The 18,365-nt window shown below is 73.6% G+C and carries 21 protein-coding genes and 1 riboswitch; of the genes, 9 read left to right on the top strand and 12 right to left on the bottom strand.

The window, feature by feature from the left end; all coding sequences use genetic code 11:
* Nucleotides 1–28: 28 nt before the first annotated feature.
* The 4 genes from ACZ6B8_RS30900 to ACZ6B8_RS30885 all read left to right on the top strand — a co-directional run bounded on the left by ACZ6B8_RS30900 (nucleotide 29) and on the right by ACZ6B8_RS30885 (nucleotide 3,735).
* The gene (locus ACZ6B8_RS30900) at nucleotides 29–262 is read left to right on the top strand and encodes a hypothetical protein (protein ID WP_471076223.1); all 234 of its coding nucleotides are present in this window, start codon (nucleotides 29–31) and stop codon (nucleotides 260–262) included.
* Nucleotides 263–331: 69 nt separating this feature from the next.
* The gene (locus ACZ6B8_RS30895) at nucleotides 332–1,120 is read left to right on the top strand and encodes an SURF1 family cytochrome oxidase biogenesis protein (RefSeq protein WP_471609337.1); all 789 of its coding nucleotides are present in this window, start codon (nucleotides 332–334) and stop codon (nucleotides 1,118–1,120) included.
* 70 nt (nucleotides 1,121–1,190) lie between these two features.
* Nucleotides 1,191–2,975, top strand: a complete 1,785-nt coding sequence (locus ACZ6B8_RS30890; protein ID WP_471076217.1) for a glycoside hydrolase family 15 protein — start codon at nucleotides 1,191–1,193, stop codon at nucleotides 2,973–2,975.
* A gap of 4 nt (nucleotides 2,976–2,979) precedes the next feature.
* Entirely contained in the window at nucleotides 2,980–3,735 is a 756-nt protein-coding gene (locus ACZ6B8_RS30885; RefSeq protein ID WP_471076214.1) for an SDR family oxidoreductase, read from the top strand.
* Nucleotides 3,736–3,786: 51 nt separating this feature from the next.
* Here ACZ6B8_RS30885 and amaP read toward each other — a convergent pair whose 3' ends face one another.
* Genes amaP through ACZ6B8_RS30860 form a run of 5 tightly spaced genes read right to left on the bottom strand, consistent with a single transcriptional unit; the run spans nucleotide 3,787 to nucleotide 6,102 of the window.
* Nucleotides 3,787–4,374, bottom strand: coding sequence for an alkaline shock response membrane anchor protein AmaP (amaP, locus tag ACZ6B8_RS30880; protein ID WP_471076211.1), 588 nt, complete (start codon nucleotides 4,372–4,374; stop codon nucleotides 3,787–3,789).
* The gene (locus ACZ6B8_RS30875; RefSeq protein ID WP_471609336.1) at nucleotides 4,371–5,072 is read right to left on the bottom strand and encodes a DUF6286 domain-containing protein; all 702 of its coding nucleotides are present in this window, start codon (nucleotides 5,070–5,072) and stop codon (nucleotides 4,371–4,373) included. The genes amaP and ACZ6B8_RS30875 overlap by 4 nt, the downstream gene beginning before the upstream one ends.
* Nucleotides 5,069–5,413, bottom strand: a complete 345-nt coding sequence (locus tag ACZ6B8_RS30870) for an Asp23/Gls24 family envelope stress response protein (RefSeq protein WP_471076205.1) — start codon at nucleotides 5,411–5,413, stop codon at nucleotides 5,069–5,071. Before ACZ6B8_RS30870 ends, ACZ6B8_RS30875 begins: the two co-directional genes overlap by 4 nt.
* Nucleotides 5,414–5,416: 3 nt before the next feature.
* Entirely contained in the window at nucleotides 5,417–5,602 is a 186-nt protein-coding gene (locus ACZ6B8_RS30865; protein ID WP_355818703.1) for a hypothetical protein, read from the bottom strand.
* 23 nt (nucleotides 5,603–5,625) lie between these two features.
* Entirely contained in the window at nucleotides 5,626–6,102 is a 477-nt protein-coding gene (locus tag ACZ6B8_RS30860) for an Asp23/Gls24 family envelope stress response protein (protein WP_471609335.1), read from the bottom strand.
* Nucleotides 6,103–6,215: 113 nt separating this feature from the next.
* Here ACZ6B8_RS30860 and ACZ6B8_RS30855 point away from each other — a divergent pair, with 113 nt between their 5' ends.
* Nucleotides 6,216–6,947: a nucleopolyhedrovirus P10 family protein gene (locus ACZ6B8_RS30855; RefSeq protein ID WP_471076199.1), complete on the top strand. Its 732-nt coding sequence runs from the start codon at nucleotides 6,216–6,218 to the stop codon at nucleotides 6,945–6,947.
* A 188-nt stretch (nucleotides 6,948–7,135) separates the two neighbouring features.
* Here the strand turns inward: ACZ6B8_RS30855 and ACZ6B8_RS30850 are convergent, their stop codons facing one another.
* From ACZ6B8_RS30850 to ACZ6B8_RS30835, 4 genes are all read right to left on the bottom strand, one after another.
* Nucleotides 7,136–7,939 carry an enoyl-CoA hydratase/isomerase family protein gene (locus ACZ6B8_RS30850; protein WP_471609334.1) on the bottom strand — a complete coding sequence of 268 codons (804 nt, stop codon included), beginning with the start codon at nucleotides 7,937–7,939 and terminating at the stop codon, nucleotides 7,136–7,138.
* A gap of 133 nt (nucleotides 7,940–8,072) precedes the next feature.
* Entirely contained in the window at nucleotides 8,073–8,294 is a 222-nt protein-coding gene (locus tag ACZ6B8_RS30845; protein ID WP_055550175.1) for a helix-turn-helix domain-containing protein, read from the bottom strand.
* A 383-nt stretch (nucleotides 8,295–8,677) separates the two neighbouring features.
* Nucleotides 8,678–10,276, bottom strand: a complete 1,599-nt coding sequence (locus ACZ6B8_RS30840; protein WP_355818691.1) for an ABC-F family ATP-binding cassette domain-containing protein — start codon at nucleotides 10,274–10,276, stop codon at nucleotides 8,678–8,680.
* 121 nt (nucleotides 10,277–10,397) lie between these two features.
* Entirely contained in the window at nucleotides 10,398–11,204 is an 807-nt protein-coding gene (locus ACZ6B8_RS30835) for a PQQ-binding-like beta-propeller repeat protein (RefSeq protein WP_471609333.1), read from the bottom strand.
* 226 nt (nucleotides 11,205–11,430) lie between these two features.
* Between ACZ6B8_RS30835 and ypfJ the strand changes: the two genes are divergently transcribed.
* A complete protein-coding gene (gene ypfJ, locus ACZ6B8_RS30830; protein WP_471076190.1) occupies nucleotides 11,431–12,321 on the top strand; it encodes a KPN_02809 family neutral zinc metallopeptidase in 891 nt (296 codons plus the stop codon).
* 27 nt (nucleotides 12,322–12,348) lie between these two features.
* Nucleotides 12,349–12,762 carry a VOC family protein gene (locus ACZ6B8_RS30825; protein WP_471076187.1) on the top strand — a complete coding sequence of 138 codons (414 nt, stop codon included), beginning with the start codon at nucleotides 12,349–12,351 and terminating at the stop codon, nucleotides 12,760–12,762.
* 7 nt (nucleotides 12,763–12,769) lie between these two features.
* Here the strand turns inward: ACZ6B8_RS30825 and ACZ6B8_RS30820 are convergent, their stop codons facing one another.
* The 3 genes from ACZ6B8_RS30820 to ACZ6B8_RS30810 all read right to left on the bottom strand — a co-directional run bounded on the left by ACZ6B8_RS30820 (nucleotide 12,770) and on the right by ACZ6B8_RS30810 (nucleotide 16,197).
* The gene (locus ACZ6B8_RS30820) at nucleotides 12,770–14,227 is read right to left on the bottom strand and encodes a hypothetical protein (protein WP_471609332.1); all 1,458 of its coding nucleotides are present in this window, start codon (nucleotides 14,225–14,227) and stop codon (nucleotides 12,770–12,772) included.
* Nucleotides 14,228–14,283: 56 nt separating this feature from the next.
* Nucleotides 14,284–15,420: an alpha/beta hydrolase gene (locus ACZ6B8_RS30815; protein ID WP_471076181.1), complete on the bottom strand. Its 1,137-nt coding sequence runs from the start codon at nucleotides 15,418–15,420 to the stop codon at nucleotides 14,284–14,286.
* A 66-nt stretch (nucleotides 15,421–15,486) separates the two neighbouring features.
* Entirely contained in the window at nucleotides 15,487–16,197 is a 711-nt protein-coding gene (locus ACZ6B8_RS30810) for a class II aldolase/adducin family protein (protein WP_471609331.1), read from the bottom strand.
* Between the two features lie 277 nt (nucleotides 16,198–16,474).
* On the opposite strand from ACZ6B8_RS30810, the gene ACZ6B8_RS30805 reads away from it, so the two are divergent.
* Together ACZ6B8_RS30805 and ACZ6B8_RS30800 are read left to right on the top strand one after the other, a co-directional pair.
* Complete coding sequence (locus ACZ6B8_RS30805; protein ID WP_471076175.1) at nucleotides 16,475–17,770, top strand: inorganic phosphate transporter; 1,296 nt, start codon at nucleotides 16,475–16,477, stop codon at nucleotides 17,768–17,770.
* 12 nt (nucleotides 17,771–17,782) lie between these two features.
* Nucleotides 17,783–18,007 carry a hypothetical protein gene (locus tag ACZ6B8_RS30800; RefSeq protein WP_389712521.1) on the top strand — a complete coding sequence of 75 codons (225 nt, stop codon included), beginning with the start codon at nucleotides 17,783–17,785 and terminating at the stop codon, nucleotides 18,005–18,007.
* Between the two features lie 151 nt (nucleotides 18,008–18,158).
* Nucleotides 18,159–18,298, top strand: a riboswitch (cobalamin riboswitch).
* Nucleotides 18,299–18,365 lie beyond the last annotated feature (67 nt).

Raw genomic sequence — 18,365 nt, 5'->3', positions numbered from 1 at the left:
ACCGCCGCGGCGTCTCACCCTGTGGCCCATGGCACGTTGCGAGGTCTGCGGAAACGACTACAGCATGTCCTTCGAGGTGCACGCACAAGGTGCGGTGCACGTCTTCGACAGCTTCTCCTGCGCCATCCACCGCATGGCGCCCATCTGCGAGCACTGCCGGTGCCGCATCATCGGCCAGGGCGTCGAGGTGGAGGGCCACTGGTACTGCGGCGCCCACTGCTCGCGCGCGGAGGGGCGGGTGGGCATCGTCGACCGAGTGTGATCACGGCGCTCCGGCCCTCGTCGGGACCCACCCGACGAGAGCCGGACCCCGCCGGGGTACCGTCGAGGCGTGTACCGCTTCCTGTTGTCCCGGCAGTGGGTGATCCTCACCCTCATCGCCCTCGTTCTCATCCCCGTGATGGTCGAGCTGGGTTTCTGGCAGCTGCACCGTCACGAGCACCGCGTCGCGCAGAACCAGCGGGTCACCGAAGCGCTGGCCGCCGACCCGGTACCGGCCGAGAAGATCACCTCGCCGGGCCACGAGGTGCCCGACGCGGACCTGTACCGCAGGGTGAGCGCCAAGGGGACGTACGACTCGAAGCACGAGGTCGTCGTGCGGCGCCGCACCAACTCCGACGACGAGGTCGGCTTCCACGTCCTCACCCCGTTCGTCCTGGACGACGGCAAGGTCCTGCTCGTCAACCGCGGCTGGGTCCCGGCCGACGGCCCGCAGACGGCCTTCCCCGAGATCCCTGCCCCGCCCCGGGGCGAGGTCACCGTCACCGGCCGCCTGAAGGCCGACGAGACCTCCGCGGCCAGTGGCATCAAGAACGTCCGCGGCCTGCCGGACCGTCAGATCATGCTGATCAGCAGTGGCCAGCAGGCCGACAGCCTCGGCAAGCAGGTCCTCGGCGGCTACGTCGAGCAGACCTCGCCCGAGCCGAAGGACGGCTCCCCCCAGCTCATCGCCGAGCCCGACCACAGCGGCATCGGACCGCACATGGCGTACGCGGTCCAGTGGTGGCTGTTCGCCTCGGGCGTGCCGATCGGCTGGGTCATCCTGGTCCGCAGGGAGAAGCGCGACCGCGCGGCGGCGGCGCAGGCCCCCGCCGAGGAGAGCGTGCCGGCGCACGCCTGAGCACCGCGCCCGCGAACGGCACGGGCCCGCCCCCGGATTGGCCGGGCCCCTTCCCGGGAAGCCGTTTCCCGTGCATCACCCCATCGAGGATTACGCGCTCATCGGCGACCACCAGACCGCCGCCCTGATCGGCAGGGACGGCTCCCTGGACTGGCTCTGCCTGCCCCGGTTCGACTCGGCCGCCTGTTTCGCCGCGCTGCTCGGCGACGAGGAGAACGGCCACTGGCGCATCGCACCGAAGGGCGCCGGTGCCTGCACCCGGCGCGCCTACCGCCCCGACTCCCTCGTCCTCGACTCGGAGTGGGAGACCGAGGACGGCTCGGTGCGCGTCACCGACTTCATGCCGCAGCGCGACCGCGCCCCCGACGTCATCCGCATCGTCGAGGGCCTCAAGGGCCGCGTCACCGTGCGCAGCACCCTGCGGCTCCGCTTCGACTACGGCTCCGTCATGCCGTGGATGCGCCGGCGGGACGGGCACCGCATCGCGGTGGCGGGCCCCGACTCCGTGTGGCTGCGCAGCGAGCCGGCCGTGCACACCTGGGGCCACGACTTCGGCACCCACTCCGAGTTCACCGTCGAGGAGGGCGAGAAGGTCGCGTTCGTCCTGACCTGGCACCCCTCGCACGAGCCGCGCCCGGCCCTGGTCGACCCGTTCGACTCCCTGCGCGAGAGCCTGGCGGACTGGCAGACCTGGGCGGCACGCTGCCACTACGAGGGCCCGCACCGCGAGGCCGTCATCCGCTCCCTCATCACCCTCAAGGCCCTCACCTACGCCCCCACCGGCGGCATCGTGGCCGCCCCCACCACCTCGCTCCCCGAGGAGCCCGGCGGCGTACGCAACTGGGACTACCGCTACTGCTGGCTGCGCGACTCCACCCTCACCCTGGGCGCGCTGCTCGCGGCCGGCTTCTCCGAGGAGGCCGAGGCGTGGCGCGACTGGCTGCTGCGCGCGGTCGCCGGCGACCCGGCCGACCTGCAGATCGTCTACGGCCTCTCCGGGGAGCGGCGGCTGCCCGAGTTCGAGCTGCCCTGGCTGCCCGGTTACGCGCGGTCCGCCCCGGTGCGCATCGGCAACGAGGCCGTCAAACAGCTGCAGCTCGACGTGTACGGCGAGGTCGTCGACTCGCTCGCCCTCGCCGACGGTTACGGCCTCGACACGCCGCCGCACGCCTGGCACCTCCAGCTCTCCCTGCTCGAATTCCTGCACGAGAAGTGGCGGGAGCCGGACCAGGGCCTGTGGGAGGTGCGCGGGCCCCGGCGCCACTTCGTGTACTCCAAGGTGATGGTGTGGGTCGCCGCCGACCGCACGGTGCGCGCCCTGGAGCAGAACCCGAAGCTGCGCGGCGACGTCGACCGCTGGCGCCGGCTCCGGGACGAGGTGCACCGCGAGGTCTGCGAGCGCGGCTACGACGCCGACCGCAACACCTTCACCCAGTCCTACGGCTCGGCCGAACTGGACGCCTCGCTGCTGCTCATCCCGCGCGTGGGCTTCCTGCCGCCCGACGACCCGCGCGTCATCGGCACCATCGACGCGGTCCACGCCGAGCTCGGCAACGACGGATTCCTGCGCCGCTACACCGCCGACCAGACGGACATCGACGGGCTGCCCGGCCAGGAGGGCGTCTTCCTGGTCTGCTCGTTCTGGCTGGCGGACGCCCTGCACATGACGGGCCGCACGAAGGAGGCGCGCGAGCTGTTCGACCGGCTCCTCGCGCTCCGCAACGACGTGGGACTGCTCTCCGAGGAGCTCGACCCCGTGTCGGGTCTGCAGCTGGGCAACTTCCCGCAGGCATTCAGCCACATCGGGCTGGTCAATACCGCCCTCACGCTCTACGGCGGGGACGCGGGAGTATAGGGCCATGGATCTTGGACTGAAGGACCGTGTGTACGTAGTCACCGGCGCCACCCGTGGCCTCGGCAACGCCACCGCCCGCGAGCTGGTCGCGGACGGCGCGAAGGTCGTGATCACCGGCCGGGACGAGAAGACCGTCGCGGAGGCCGCCGCCGAGCTCGGCGAGCGGGCGGTGGGCGTCGCCGCCGACAACGCCGACCCGGCGTCCGCGGACGCGCTGATCGGCGCGGCCCGTGAGCACTTCGGCCGCTTCGACGGCGTGCTGATCAGCGTCGGCGGGCCCGCGCCGGGCTTCGTCGCGGACAACACCGACGAACAGTGGCAGGCGGCGTTCGAGTCCGTCTTCCTCGGCGCCGTGCGGCTCGCCCGCGCCGCGGCCGCCGGGCTCGGCGAGGGCGGCGTCATCGGCTTCGTGCTCTCGGGCTCGGTGTACGAGCCGATCGCGGGCCTGACCATCTCCAACGGGCTGCGCCCGGGGCTCGCGGGGTTCGCCAAGTCCCTCGCGGACGAGCTCGGGCCGCGCGGCATCCGCGTCGTCGGCGTGCTCCCCGGCCGGATCGCCACCGACCGCATGCGCCAGCTGGACGGCCTCTCCCCCGACCCCGAGGCCACCCGCGCCGCCAACGAGGCGGGCATCCCGCTGCGCCGCTACGGCACGCCGGAGGAGTTCGGCCGCACGGCGGCGTTCCTGCTCTCGCCCGCCGCGTCGTATCTGACGGGCGTCATGGTGCCGGTGGACGGCGGCTCGCGCAGCGGCTTCTGACCGGCGCCCGGGACCGTACCCCACGGGGTCCCGCGGCAGTCACCGCGGCGGTCAACTCACCCGTTCCGCGCGGTGCTTGAGGCCGCGCAGCCGCACCGTGGCCGGCAGGCCGTCGAGGCCCGCCGACGCGCGGGCGTGCGCGAGGGCCTCGCCGGAGAGCCGGTGCAGCGTCTCGGCGGGCGCGGCGTGGGGTTCGAGGACGAGCTCCACGCGCGCCCGCGGCGTGCCGCGCCGGCCGGTCAGGGTGGCCTTGGCACGGTCGACGCCGTCCAGCGTCTCGGCCTCACCGGCCAGTACGTTCTCCATGGCCCGGCCGCGCAGCGACGCGCCCTCGCCGTCCCCGGTCGCGACCAGCACCTCCGCGAGACGATGCCTGCGCAACTGGGCGGAGAGCCACCACAGCGCGAGCAGCAGACACACCGCGAGGGCGGCGATGACCGCGGGCCAGAACCAGCCCTCGTCCCGCCAGCGCGTCCGGTCGGCGGCGCTGAGCAGCACGTCGTGCCGACCGTCGTGGATCCACCAGGAGGGCGGCGACGCGCCGAGCCCGACGGCGAGCACGGAGCCGCCGAGGACGAGCAGCACGAGCCCGATCAGAGCGAGGAAGATCCGGTTGACCGTGCGCAGCATGGCGCTCATCCCTTCCTGCCGGGCCGGGCCACGTGGACCGAGAGGCCCGGGGCCCGCGCGAGACCCAGGTCGCGGATGCCGTCGGACAGGCTGGCGTCCAGGTCACCGCGTACGTCGTCGAGTTCACGGAAGTGCGACACCGCGCGCACGGCCACCTTGGAGCGTGTCATGCGGACCCGCACGGACTGCACGCCCGGCACGTCCATCGCCCGGTCGCGCAGCACCGTCGCGGCCGCGCCGCGGTACAGGCCGCCGCGCACCTCGGCATGGGTGCGCCGCATCGGCAGGATCGACCGCATCCCGGGTGTCACCGCGAGGATCAGGAGCCAGAGCCCGAGGGCGGCGGCGACGGCCGCGCCGGCGAGCACGGCCGTGTCGTCGAGCGGCCGTTCGCCGAGCTGGCGGGCCAGCTCACGCCGCCAGCGCATCGCCGGATGGTCGGCCCGCACGGCGACGATGTCGTACAGGAGCAGTCCGGAGCCGCCGAGGACAAGCAGGGCGGCGATCGCCGCGGGCACCCGGCGGGCGGACCAGAACCGGCCCGCCCTGCCGCCGTCACCTGAGAACGTCGGCAGCGGCTGGGAAGCGGACGCCGAGGACGACTCGTCCAGGTCGTCCGGCCGGTCGTGGGCGGGGGTGCTCCCGGACTCGATAACCGGCAGCCGCCGGGTCGCGCCGTCCGCGTCGCTTGTCTGGGGGTCACTCATCGTGTCCTCCCGTGTCCGGCGGCGCGGACCCGCGCCGAGTGCAGCCGTTCCACCTGGACGGCCACCTCGGGCACGTCCATCCCCGCCAGCGCCTTCACCTGCTGGGCGACATGACGACGCACCGCGCCGCACTGGCCGCCGATGTCGCAGGGGTAGTCCAGTTCGAGGCTGACGCGGACCCGGGCCTCGTCGTGCCGGACGGAGACCGTGGCACGCGGCGGCGGGCCGTCGGGTGGGACCGCGTCCACCGCCTCACGGGCGGCCTGCGCGGCGATCTTCGCGACGACCCGGTCGGCGATGGTGGTCGCGCCGCGCTCGCCCGGCGCGACCTGTGCCGCCACCGCTCACCGCCGCCGGTCGCCGCGGCCGCGGAAGAAGTCGCCGGGTTCCAGGTCCCCCTCGAGGAACCGCCCGGCCACGAAACCGATGGCGCCCAGGGCGGCCACCAGCAGGAACGCCCCGAAACCACCGAAGTATCCGGCGAACCCGAGAGCCATTCCGGCCACCATGCCGATCACGGCCATGCTCATCGTGCGCTCCTTAACGGGACGTCCTACTGGAGGCGTCCCTGGGGCTCGTCGTCATCGTCCTCGTCGGGCAGTTTCACGTCGCTCACCGCGATGTTGACCTCGACGACCTCGAGCCCGGTCATGCGCTCGACGGCCGTGATCACGTTCTCCCGCACGTCCTGCGCCACGTCCGAGATCGCCACGCCGTACTCGACGACGATCTCCAGGTCGAGCGCGGTCTGCACCTCGCCGACCTCGGCCTTCACGCCGCGCGACACGGATTTCGAGCCGCCGGGGACCCGGTCGCGCACGGCCCCGAAGGTCCGTGCGAGGCCGCCGCCCATGGCGTGCACGCCGTCGACGTCGCGCGCCGCGAGCCCGGCGATCTTCTCGACCACGCCGTCCGCGATGGTGGTGCGGCCCCGGCTGCCCGGGGCACCGCCGCCCGATCCGCCCGCGCCGGGGGTGGGGGAGTCCTTCTCCAGCGTCTGCGACGCCTTGCGCTGTCCGGTCTCGGTCATCGCCGTCCCGTTCCTTTCGACAGGGGATGCTGCTCCGTCGAATGAGGCTGCTTCTGGCCCCACAGTAAGCGCGGCCCCGCGCTCGCGCGCTCGGGATGCGGCAGGGTGGAGCCATGACGGGCGAGGGTTGGACGCAGGCGGTACGCCGACAGCTGGGGCTCGGCCGGGTCCTGCCACTGGGCGGCGCCGGGGACGGCGCGTGGGTGACGGAATCAGCGGCGGACACCGCGTTGCGCCGGATGGCTGACAAGGTCGCCGGGGTGCGGCTCGGTACGGTGCGCATCGCGCAGGCCGACCCGGGGCGCATCCGCGAGCCCGCGGTGCCGGCCCCACCGAGCGCGCTGTCGCCGGGGCCGCTGCGGATCACCGCGGAGTTCACGGCCGCGGCCACGGAACCGCTGCCCGCGGCGGCGGACCGGCTGCGGGCCGCGCTGACGACGGCGGCGCACCGGCTCGGTCTGGAGGCCGAGGAGGTCGATCTGACGGTGACGGGCCTGCTCGACGAGGGCGCCGACGCGAGCGGCGCCCCGCGGACCGGTCCGGCGCACATGGAGCCGGCGGAGTCCGCGCCCCCGGAGCGGCCGGACGACGCCGACGAGGCGCGCGTCGCGCGGGCCGCCCTCGCGGTGCCCGGGGTGGTCCGGCTGACCGGGGTGATCGGCGGCGCCGTGCATCTGGAGGAGCGCCCGGCGACGGACACGCTGCCGCGCCGCCACGCCCGCGTGGAGCTCGCCACGGGGCGCGGCCACCGCGCCCTGGACGTGGCGCTCGCGGTCCGGGCGGCGGTCGGCGCGGCCCTGCCCGACCACCCTTCGGTGGCGGTGCTGGTCACCGAGGTGGGCTAGCTAGGGACCGTCCGGAGGACCAGGCGGACACGAGTCCGACGGCCACCGTCCGGCAGGCGTGCAGAGCGCGGCAGGCCCACCGGACAGCCTTTGGCCCTGCCCCGGACCAGGGCAAACGCCAGGCGCACGAGGCCGACGGCCGCCGTCCGGCGCGGGCGAGTGGTCCGCGTAGGGCCCAGGGGCCAGGGTCAGTCGCCGAGGCCCGCCAGGTCGCGCAGCCGGCGTCCCTGGGCGGCGCGCTCGGCGACGCGCTGCTCCTCGTACGAGCGGCCGGCGGCGCCCTGCAGCAGCGCCTTGGTCTCGATGACGGCGTCGCGGGGCGCGGCGACGAGCGCGGCGGCCAGGTCCGTGGCGGCGGCGTCGAGCTGGTCCGCGGGCACCACGAGGTTGGCGAGGCCCACCCGCTCGGCCTCGTCGGCGTGCACGAAGCGGCCGGTGGCGCAGATCTCCAGTGCGCGGGCATAGCCGACGAGCCCCACCAGCGGGTGTGTGCCGGTGAGGTCGGGGACGAGGCCCAGGCTGGTCTCGCGCATGGCGAACTGCACGTCGTCCGCCGCGATCCGCAGATCGCAGGCGAGCGCGAGCTGGAAGCCGGCGCCGATGGCGTGGCCCTGGACGGCGGCGATGGAGACGATGTCGCTCCGCCGCCACCAGGTGAACGCCGCCTGGTACTCGGAGATCGTGGCGTCGAGGAGGCCGTCCTCACCGCGTGCCAGATCGATGAAGGACGGCTCGCCGTCGAAGCCCTCGGGCGTGAACGCCTGCCGGTCGAGGCCCGCGGAGAAGGACTTGCCCTCACCGCGCAGCACCACGACGCGGACGCTGCCCGGCAGCAGCTGACCTGCCTCCGTCAACGCCCTCCACAGCGCGGGAGATTGGGCGTTGCGCTTGGCCGGATTGGTCAGCGTCACCGTGGCGACGGCCTCGTCGATGGTGAGGCGTACGCCGTCCTTGTCGAGAACCGGTGCGAGCTCGCTGTCGGGCGAAGCCATGGGTGCCTCCGATGGGTGCGGTCGGACCGGACGCCCGGGAGCGCCCGTAAGTGACTGCACAGTAACCACCCGGCCGAACTGCCGGCCGACCGGGTGGTCACCATCGGAGCATGGGACAGCCTGCCGCCCGCCGTCAGCCGGCGGCGGCCTTCTTGCCTCGCGTCGCCCCGCCGCGTCCCCGCAGCGTGACGCCGGACTCGCTGAGCATGCGGTGCACAAACCCGTAACTACGGCCGGTCTCCTCGGCCAACGCCCGGATGCTCGCACCGCCGTCGTACTTCTTCTTCAGGTCTGCCGCGAGCTTGTCGCGCGCGGCGCCGGTTACCCGGCTGCCCTTCTTCAGAGTCTCGGCCACCCGTGCCTCCTCATGGGAAGTGCGCTCTGGACTTCTCATGATCACCCCTCCCGGGCTTCCTGGCCACCCATTCGACAAGGTCCATACGCCGAGGTTTGTCGCTCCATAAGCGGCGGACACGAGCGGAATTAACGATTCCGCGCGCCGATTTACGCGCGCCCGACGAAGCGCCGCGGGAAATCCGCAGGTCAGAGAGGTGTTAAACGGAGGGGGAGACTTCTGCGCAGGTCACCGCCGAAATCCGTGTATGACACACCTCGGTACGAGGAGAGCTCACACAGATGAGGGATCACGGATCGGCCGAATGATCCATACCCAGTGGATCAGTCATTCGATCAAGCGCGGTGGACGCCCCGGACCGGGGCGCCCGGGGGCGCCGCGCGTCAGGCGAGGGCGACCAGATCCGCGTAGTCCTGGCCCCACAGGTCCTCGACGCCGTCCGGCAGCAGGATGATCCGCTCCGGCTGGAGCGCCTCCACCGCGCCCTCGTCGTGGGTGACCAGGACGACCGCTCCCTTGTAGGTGCGCAGCGCGCCGAGGATCTCCTCGCGGCTGGCCGGGTCGAGGTTGTTGGTGGGCTCGTCGAGCAGCAGGACGTTGGCGGAGGAGACGACGAGGGTCGCGAGCGCGAGCCGGGTCTTCTCACCGCCGGAGAGCACGCCGGCCGGCTTGTCGACGTCGTCCCCGGAGAAGAGGAACGAGCCGAGCGTCTTGCGCACCTCGACGAGGTCGAGGTCGGGGGCGGCCGAGCGCATGTTCTCCAGGACCGTGCGCTCGGGGTCGAGGGTCTCGTGCTCCTGCGCGTAGTAGCCGAGCTTGAGGCCGTGGCCCTCGATGACCTGGCCGGTGTCGGGCTTCTCGGCGCCGCCGAGGAGCCGCAGCAGGGTGGTCTTGCCCGCGCCGTTGAGGCCGAGGATGACCACGCGCGAGCCCTTGTCGATGGCGAGGTCGACGTCGGTGAAGATCTCCAGCGAGCCGTACGACTTCGACAGGCCCTCGGCCATCAGCGGCGTCTTGCCGCACGGCGAGGGCTCGGGGAAGCGCAGCTTGGCGACCTTGTCGTTCTGGCGCACCGCCTCCAGGCCCGCGAGGAGCTTGTCGGCCCGCTTGGCCATGTTCTGGGCGGCGACGGTCTTGGTGGCCTTGGCGCGCATCTTGTCGGCCTGCGAGTGCAGCGTCGCGGCCTTCTTCTCGGCGTTCTGGCGCTCGCGCTTGCGGCGCTTCTCGTCGGACTCGCGCTGCTGCTGGTAGAGCTTCCAGCCCATGTTGTAGACGTCGATCTGGGCGCGGTTGGCGTCCAGGTAGAAGACCTTGTTGACCACCGTCTCGACCAGGTCGACGTCGTGGGAGATCACGATGAAGCCGCCGCGGTACGTCTTCAGGTAGTCGCGCAGCCAGACGATCGAGTCCGCGTCGAGGTGGTTGGTCGGCTCGTCCAGGAGGAGCGTGTCGGCGTCCGAGAAGAGGATCCGGGCCAGCTCGATGCGCCGGCGCTGGCCACCGGAGAGCGTGTGCAGCGGCTGGCCGAGCACGCGGTCGGGGAGGTTCAGCGCGGCGGCGATGGTGGCGGCCTCGGCCTCGGCGGCGTACCCGCCCTTGGTGAGGAACTCCGTCTCCTGGCGCTCGTACTGCTTCAGGGCCTTCTCGCGGGTGGCGCCCGCGCCGTTCGCGATGCGCTGTTCGTTCTCGCGCATCTTGCGGATCAGTACGTCGAGGCCGCGCGCGGAGAGGATGCGGTTGCGCGCGAGCACGTCCAGGTCGCCGGTGCGGGGGTCCTGCGGGAGGTAGCCGACCTCTCCGGAGCGGGAGATCGTGCCACCGGCCGGGATGCCCTCACCGGCCAGGCACTTGGTGAGGGTGGTCTTGCCCGCGCCGTTGCGGCCGACGAGGCCGATGCGGTCGCCCTTGGCGATGCGGAAGGTGGCGTTCTCGATGAGGATGCGGGCGCCGGCGCGCAGCTCGATGCCGGAAGCGGTGATCACGGGGGTACTCCTGAACAGAGTGGACGGCGAGTGGGACGACTGAGGTGCTCGGGACCGGTGGCTATGCCGTCCAACTGAGGAGAGGAGCTGCCATGGCAGCCAGTCTAACGGGCCGTCGCAACTACTTTTCGGGGCGAGGGCCGCGCTCTCCCGGGCGAAGGCCGCCGTCGGCGCCCCGCCGGACGTCCCCGTTGCCCAGCGGCGTGCGCCCCGGAACGATTCTTCCGTAGTCGTCCACCGCGATGACCTGCGCGGTCCATGCCGTGTCGGCGCTCGCACAGGGCTGGGCGAGCAGCAGGGCCGCACCGTGACGTACGGAACGCGCCGGTTCGAAGGCGCAGCCCCGGCGGGCGGGCAGCACCCAGCGCAGATCGCCGTCCGCGGTGCGGTAGGCGGCGATGCGGTGCGGGGTGACGACGGCCAGCATGCGGGCGCCCGCGGTGAGCGGCTGCAGGACCCCGGCGCCGCCGCGCGCGGCCGGGCCGCGCAGCCAGGCCGCGCTCTCCGGGATGGCGCGGTGCCAGCGCACCGCGCGGCCGTCGGCACGCGCGGTGTCGGTGACCAGCCCGTCGTTCCAGAGCGTGAGGGCGTGGCCCGGCGCGGGCAGCACGGTCACGGGGCGGCGTCCCGCGCGCGTGTACGTCCAGCGCGGGGCGCCGCCCGCCGTGTCGTACGCCTCGACGGCCCGGCCCCGGGTGCGAAGGCCCGGTTCCGCGTCGGTGCCCGCCGCGGGCGCGTGGACGGTGAGGCGGTCCCCGTAAGGGGCGGGCCTGGCGTGGTGGGCGGCGGTGACGAGCGGCAGCGCGAGGAGCGCGAGCGCCATGGGCAGCGCGACGCGGACGCCGCGGCGGACCGGCGCGGGCAGGCAGGAGCGCGCGCCGGACGCCTCGTGCGGCAGGCCGGTCGCGTCGAGCGGCAGAGCGGACATGACGCCCCCCTTCGGTACCACTGCCCACGGATCAGGCGCAGAGCGTAGCGGCGGGCGCCGGGGCGGGCCGTCGTGCGGCGGGGCGACACGGCGCCGGGCGGTCCGCGTCCCCCGTTCGGACCTCCGTCCGGCGCCCGCGGGCGGGGGACGTATCAGGATGAAGTGGCCGGGAGCCCGGTGCGGGGCGACGCGTGTCGTCCCGGATGCGCGGCAGAGGGGTGCGCCCATGCAGTTCGACGACGACGCCGACCTGGACACCTCGGAGGTACAGGATGCGCGCGGCAGCCGGATCCCCGGCGGCCGGGCGACGGTGGGCGGCGGCGTGGCCGGTCTGATCGCGCTGCTCCTCGGGCTGTTCTTCGGGGTGGGCCCCGACCAGCTCGGGCTCTCCTCCGGCAACGACGAGCCCGCGGTCTCGTCCTCGTCGCTCGCCCAGGTGCAGCAGAGCTGTCACAAGGGGCGGGACGCCAACAGCAAGGAGGACTGCCGGATCGTGGCGGTGGTCAACAGCCTCCAGGACTACTGGCGTCCGGAGTTCCAGCGCCGCAGCGGCACGTACTCCCCCGCGCGGACCTACCTCTTCACCAGCCGCGTGAACACCGCCTGCGGCACCGCCACCTCGGCGGTCGGGCCGTTCTACTGCCCCGGCGACCGGAGGGTCTATCTGGACCTGGGCTTCTTCGACGACCTGCGGACCAAGTTCGGCTCCAGCGGCGGTCCGTTCGCGCAGGCGTACGTGGTGGCCCACGAGTACGGGCACCACGTGCAGAACCTGATGGGCACCCTGCAGCGCTCCCAGGACGGGCGCACCGGGCGCGACAGCAACGCCGTGAAGGTCGAGCTGCAGGCCGACTGCTACGCGGGGGTCTGGGCCCGGCACGCGACCCGCAGCCCCGACGAGCGCACCGGCAAACCGCTGATCAGCAGCCTCGACGACGCCGACATCCGGGACGGCCTGGACGCGGCGGCCGCGGTGGGCGACGACCGGATCCAGGAGAAGTTCCAGGGCCGGGTCACGCCGGAGTCCTGGACCCACGGCTCGGCCGAGCAGCGCCAGCAGTGGTTCTACCAGGGCTATCGCAGCGGCGACATGGCACAGTGCGACACCTTCCGCTGACACGGACATCTGGACGGAGTGATCGGCATGGCAGACGACACCGCGGGACGGCCGAGCGTCTTCCCCACCCTGCTGTACGCGGACGCCAAGGCCGCGATCAAGCAGCTGACGGAGGCCTTCGGCTTCACCGAGCTGAGCGTGTACGAGGGCGAGGACGGCAGCGTCATGCACGCCGAACTGACGCAGGGCAACGGCGCGGTGATGCTCGGCTCCAAGGGCACGGGCGGCGTCTTCGACCGGGCGATGCGGGACGCGGGGCCGTGCGGCGTCTACGTCGTGGTGGACGACGTCGACGCCCACCACCGACGGGCGCGGGAGCACGGTGCGGAGATCCTGATGCCCCCGACGGACCAGGACTACGGCTCGCGGGACTACATGGCCAGGGACGCCGAGGGCAACGTGTGGAGCTTCGGCACGTACGCCCCGGACACCCGGGGCTGACGCCCGCTCACTCCCCGCCGGTGTGCACCTGGAAGGCCGCGCGGCGCACCGCCTTGGCGAGCGCCGGGTCGGGGTGGGCGGCGGCGAGGGCGACCAGGACCTGGACGGTCCGGGGGTGGCCGACCCGGCGCACCTCGTCGAGGAGGGCGGGGACGGTGGGCTGGACCGCCGACTCCAGGTGCCGGACGAGGAGTTGGGTCTCGCCGTGGTCCGCGACGGCCGCTGCGGTGTCGACCCACAGCCAGGTGGTCTCCTCGCGGGTCAGCACGAGGTGGACGTCCTCGGGGTCGGCGCCCTCCTGCTCGGCGAGCCAGAGCAGCGCGTAGGGGCGCAGGGAGGGTTCGTCGACGACCGCCCTGACCTCTGCCTCGGCGGGCGCGCCGACCACCCGCAGGGCCTCGAAGGCCAGGCCGCGCAGCAGGGCGTCCTCGCCGCGTGCGGCGGTGAGGAGTTCGGTGACCGCGCCGCCCACCGTGCGGGCGGCGAGCCAGGCGCGGTACTCGGCGCGGGCCGCGTTGGGACGCAGCCGGGCGCAGCCGCGCAGCATGTCCTCGGCGGCCTGCTCGAAGTGCCCCGCGGGGCTCTGCGCGGCGACGCAGATCTGCTCCAGCTTGACCCAGACCGCCCAGCTGCCCAGCGGCGTGAGCGTGGCCTGGCCGTCGGCCCAGGTCAGCGCGCCGACGGCGGCGAGGCCGTGCAGGGCCCAGTCGAGCAGGGCGGGGAGCGGGGCGTCCTGCGGGGTGTCGGCCGCGGCGGCGGGGTCCGGCTGCGGGCCGTAGGGGATCTCGCAGCGCTCGGTGCGCAGTTCGGTGACGCGCTGGTCCAGGAGGTCGAGCAGTTGCGGTACGGGTACGGGGCCTGCCGACAGCTGGAGCAGCGAGAGGACCTGCGGCATGGCCTCGACGACCTCGGCGACGGCCGCGGGGGCGAGGTCGTCCGGCGCCGGGTGGGCCAGCGACCAGGCGTCGAAGAGGGCGACCCAGCCGCGCAGCACGGCGGTGTCGTCGCGGTCCCAGACGCGCAGCCGCCAGCCCGGGCGGGCGACGTCGCCGTGCACCTCGACGAGGCCGGCGAGGCGTGCGGTGTCCCAGTCGGCGCGGATCTGAGCGGCACTCAGGCCCAGCTCGGCGGCGGCCCGTTCGGCCGTGGCGTCGGAGAGCGTGCCCTTGCCGTCGGGCGTGCCCGGGGTGCCGTCCGGGCCGGGGCGCAGCGCGGCGTCCGCCCAGCGGGCGACCCGCGCGGCGTCGGCGAGCCGGGCGCGCGCGGCCCTGGCCAGCTCCGCGGGGGCGGGTGTGCCCTCGGGTGGCCGGGGCGCGGGGCGGCGCGTGCGGCGGTTGCTCATCGCGCCGGGGGCGGCCGAGAGGGGGCGTGTCGCGTCGCGCCGGGCCTCTCCTCGCTCTTCGGCCCTCGGGTGGGGCGCGCGGACAAGTCGGAGCCTGGAGTCGCGCGGGGTACGGGACGTCACGGGAACAGTCTTCCTGTTGACGGTCCGAAAACCCAAACGGAATGCGGTTGCGGGCCTCAGATCAGGGGCGTGAGGAAGCGCCGCAGCACCTCTTCGTACCCCTTGGGGTCGGCGTTCCACATGGCGCCGTGCGGGGCGTCCGGCACGGTGTGCAGGGTGACCAGGTCCGGGCGGCGGGCGGCCAGTTGACGGGAGAGCGCCCAGGGGGCGACCGCGTCGTCGGGGCCGTGCACCACGAGGGTCGGGACCGCGGGCATCCCGGCGCCGGCCGCCGCGAGGATGCGGTCGCCGCGCAGACCGGTGCGCCCCTGGGCCGCGCGGACCGCAAGCGGAAGGAGCGGTCCGGGGGTGCGGCGGGCACCGGCGAGGGCGCGCAGAGTGGCTTCCCAGTTCAGTACCGGGGAGTCCAGGACGAGCCCGCTGACGCGGTCGCGCAGCGCCGAGTGCGCGGCGGCGTGCAGACACATGGCGGCGCCGGTGGACCAGCCGTGCAGGACGATCCGCTCGGCGCCGCCGCGTACGGCGTGCCGCATGGCGGCGTCCAGGTCGCGCCACTCGGTCTCGCCGAGGTGGCCGAGGCCGTCCGGGGAGCGGGGCGCGCCCGGGTCGCCGCGGTAGGCGATGTCGAGGACGGGAACTCGCAGCCGGCGCAGGAAGTCCATCACGACCATGGGGTGTTCGCGGGTGGTGCCGAGGCCGTGCACGGTGATGACCCAGGTGTCGCGGGCGGCGGGCACGAACCAGGCGGGCAGGGCGCCGAGTTCGCCGGGTACGACGACGTCCTCGTGATCGATGCCGAGCGCGGAGCGCGGGTCGCCGACGTACACCTGCGGGGTGAGCCAGACGCGCGCGCCGGGGTCCAGGGTGCCGTGGGTGACGGCTTCGAGGCGGCGTACGACCGTGTCGGCCTCGTGCGGGGCGGCGTCCAGGACGGGGCCGACGATCGCGTGGGTGCCGGGGCCGCTCAGGCCGTATCGGCCGGGGCGGCGGCTCGCGAGGGCGCGGGTCAGGGTGATCCGGCCCGCGGCCGTGGCGTGCACGGTCAGACGGGGCTCGGTCGGCAGGGGGCGGCCGACGGGCGCCTTGAGGGCGGCGTCGCTGGCGAACCGGCCCGCCGCGATGGCGGCTGCGGCCGTCCCTAGGGCGGCTGTGACTGCGGTGACGGCCGCTGCCGTCGCTTTGGCTGGGCGCACCGTCCCAGTGTCCGGGGACGGGGCCCGTGAAGCCAGTGGGCCGTGCCCGCGGGGTGAGCGAACAGCTCAGTTGGCGGACTGTCCGTACCCCTTCAGTTTGCCTTCCGCTTCGCGCAGCTGGTCCGGGGAGAGGAGGGTCGGGGTGCGGCCGGGGAGCGCGGCGGCGGTGAGCCAGAGGCGGCACATCCACTCCAGCTGGGCCGTGCGGTCGTACGCCTGGGAGAGACCGGATCCGTAGGTGACCGTTCCGTGGTTCTGGAGCAGGCATCCGGTGCGCCCGCGCAGGGCGCCGAGCATGGCGTCGGCCAGCTCCTCGGTGCCGTAGAGCGCGTAGGGCGCGACGCGCACCGGGCCGCCGAGGGCGGCGGTCATGTAGTGCACCGCGGGGACCTCGGTGACCAGCAGCGACACGGCCGTGGCGTGCACGGCGTGGGTGTGCACCACCGCCCGCGCGTCCGTGGCGCGGTAGAGGGCGAGGTGCATGGGGAGCTCGCTGGTGGGCGTGAGGGCGCCGAGCACCTGGCGTCCCGCGAGGTCGACGCCGACGGCGTCCTCGGGGCGCAGCCGGTCGTAGGGGACGCCGCTCGGGGTGACCAGGACGGTGTCGCCGACCCGCACGGAGACGTTGCCCGAGGTGCCGACGACCAGACCGTCCGTCACCGTCCTGCGGGCCGTCGCGACCAGCTCGTCCCAGGCCCGGCCGAGCGCGTCGCGCGTCGCCGTCCCTTCGGTGGCGCCGGTGTCCTCGGTGACGTCGGGGTGCCGCTGCTCAGTCATGCGGGGATCCTGCCGGGTGATCAGGATCTCTTCAATGGGGCGGCGGCCCGGGGCAGGCGGTCGGTGCGGGGTGCACCGCCGGATGGCGGAGCCCGACACTCCGGCCGGTTTGCGGGTCCCCCACCACCGCTCCCTACGATCGGCGTCGGACACCTGTCCTACCCGGGGCAAGGGCACTCCGCTTTGGGTCACCGCACCGCCCGGCCCAGTTCACTTTCCGTTCACCCGGATTGCCTACGTTCCTCGTGCCACTGACGTCCAACAGAAGCCTGGGTAAATGGAACACATCACGCTTCTCCTCGGGATCGTGATCGTCACCGCTCTCGTGTTCGATTTCACGAACGGTTTCCACGACACTGCCAACGCGATGGCGACGACCATCTCGACCGGCGCTCTCAAGCCCAAGACGGCGGTGGCCATGTCCGCCGTGCTCAACCTCGTCGGCGCCTTCCTCTCCGTGGAGGTCGCCAAGACGATCTCCGGCGGCATCGTGAACGAGGACGGCCTCAAGACAGAGGTGATCTTCGCCGCGCTCGTCGGCGCGATTCTCTGGAACCTGCTGACCTGGCTGGTGGGCCTGCCCTCCAGCTCCTCCCACGCGCTCTTCGGCGGTCTCATCGGCGCCGCGGTCATGTCGATGGGCTGGTCGTCGATCAACGGCGGCACCGTCGTCACCAAGATCCTCATCCCGGCCGTCGCGGCCCCGCTCGTGGCCGGCATCGCCGCGACGCTGGCCACCCGGCTGACGTACCGGATCGGCCGCAACACCGACCAGAAGGCCACCGCCAAGGGCTACCGCGCGGGCCAGATCGCCTCCGCGGGACTCGTCTCGCTGGCCCACGGCACCAACGACGCGCAGAAGACCATGGGCATCATCACGCTCGCCCTGATCACCGGCGGCGTCCTGAACCCCGGCGCCAACCCCCCGATGTGGGTCATCGTCTCGGCCGGTGTCGCCATCGCGCTCGGCACCTACCTCGGCGGCTGGCGCATCATCCGCACGATGGGCAAGGGCCTGACCGACCTCGCGCCGCAGCAGGGCTTCGCCGCCCAGACCAGCGCCGCGACGGCGATCCTCGCCTCCTCGCACATCGGCTTCTCGCTCTCCACCACCCAGGTCTGCTCGGGCGCCGTGATGGGCGCGGGCCTCGGCCGCAAGGGCGGCGTGGTCCGCTGGTCGACCGCCACCCGGATGTTCGTCGCGTGGGGCCTGACCCTGCCGGCCGCCGGTCTGGTCGGCGCGGGCGCCGAGTTCCTCACCAAGCAGGGCCCCTGGGGCGTCGCGGCCACCGCGGCCCTCCTGGTCGCCGGGGCGAGCGTGATCTGGGTCCTCTCCCGCCGCGACTCCGTCGACCACACCAACGTCACGGACGACGAGATCCGCCCCGACGGCATCCCGGCCGCCGAGCCCGCGGGCGTCGTGACCACCGCGATCGCCGCCGTCACCCCGCCCCCGGTGGGCGCGATGGCCGCCTCCGTCCTGCCGGGCTCCCCCGTCAAGGCCACCGTCTCGGCCCCGACCACCACCACGACCGGTGCCATGGCGGACCCCGCCCGGCCCGCGACCGTGTAAGGACAGACCAGCATGAGCATCGACTGGGCAGCTCTCGGCTCCGTGTTCGGAGTCAGCCTCGCGGTGACGGTGGCCCTGGTGGGCCTGTTCACCCTCGGCATCGTCGGCCTCTCCAAGCAGGAGACGGCGGCCGCCTCCACCGGTGGCTCCGCGGCCCTGGCGCGCACCGGCGCGTACGCCTGCTTCGCGCTCTGCGCGGCGGCGGTGGCGTACGGCATCTTCCTGATCGTCGCCTGACGGCACGGGCGCCGTCCGGCGGCGGCGCTCCCGGGTGGGGCGCGGAGCGTGACACACGCTCCGCGCCCCACCCGTGTGCGTGGGCCCTGATGTGAGTCCCGGTGTGGGGCCCAACACACTCTCCCGCCGCAGGTCAACGGCGAGTTGACGGGCCTTCGCGGGCCGTGGTGGACTGCCGGGGCCAACCACGGCGGCAGAAGAGGAAGCCGGTGCGAATCCGGCGCGGTCCCGCCACTGTCACCGGGGAGTCCCTCCCCGCGAGCCAGGAACTCTCGCCGCCGATCACGTCGAACCAGGGCGCGGACACCCTGAGTGAGGACATATCGCCATGCCCGGCCGCCCGGTGCCGCCCCTGCCC

This window comes from Streptomyces sp. NPDC041122, assembly GCF_055592445.1.
Note: the sequence above shows the minus strand (reverse complement) of the source record. Positions and strands in the feature narration are given on the sequence as shown.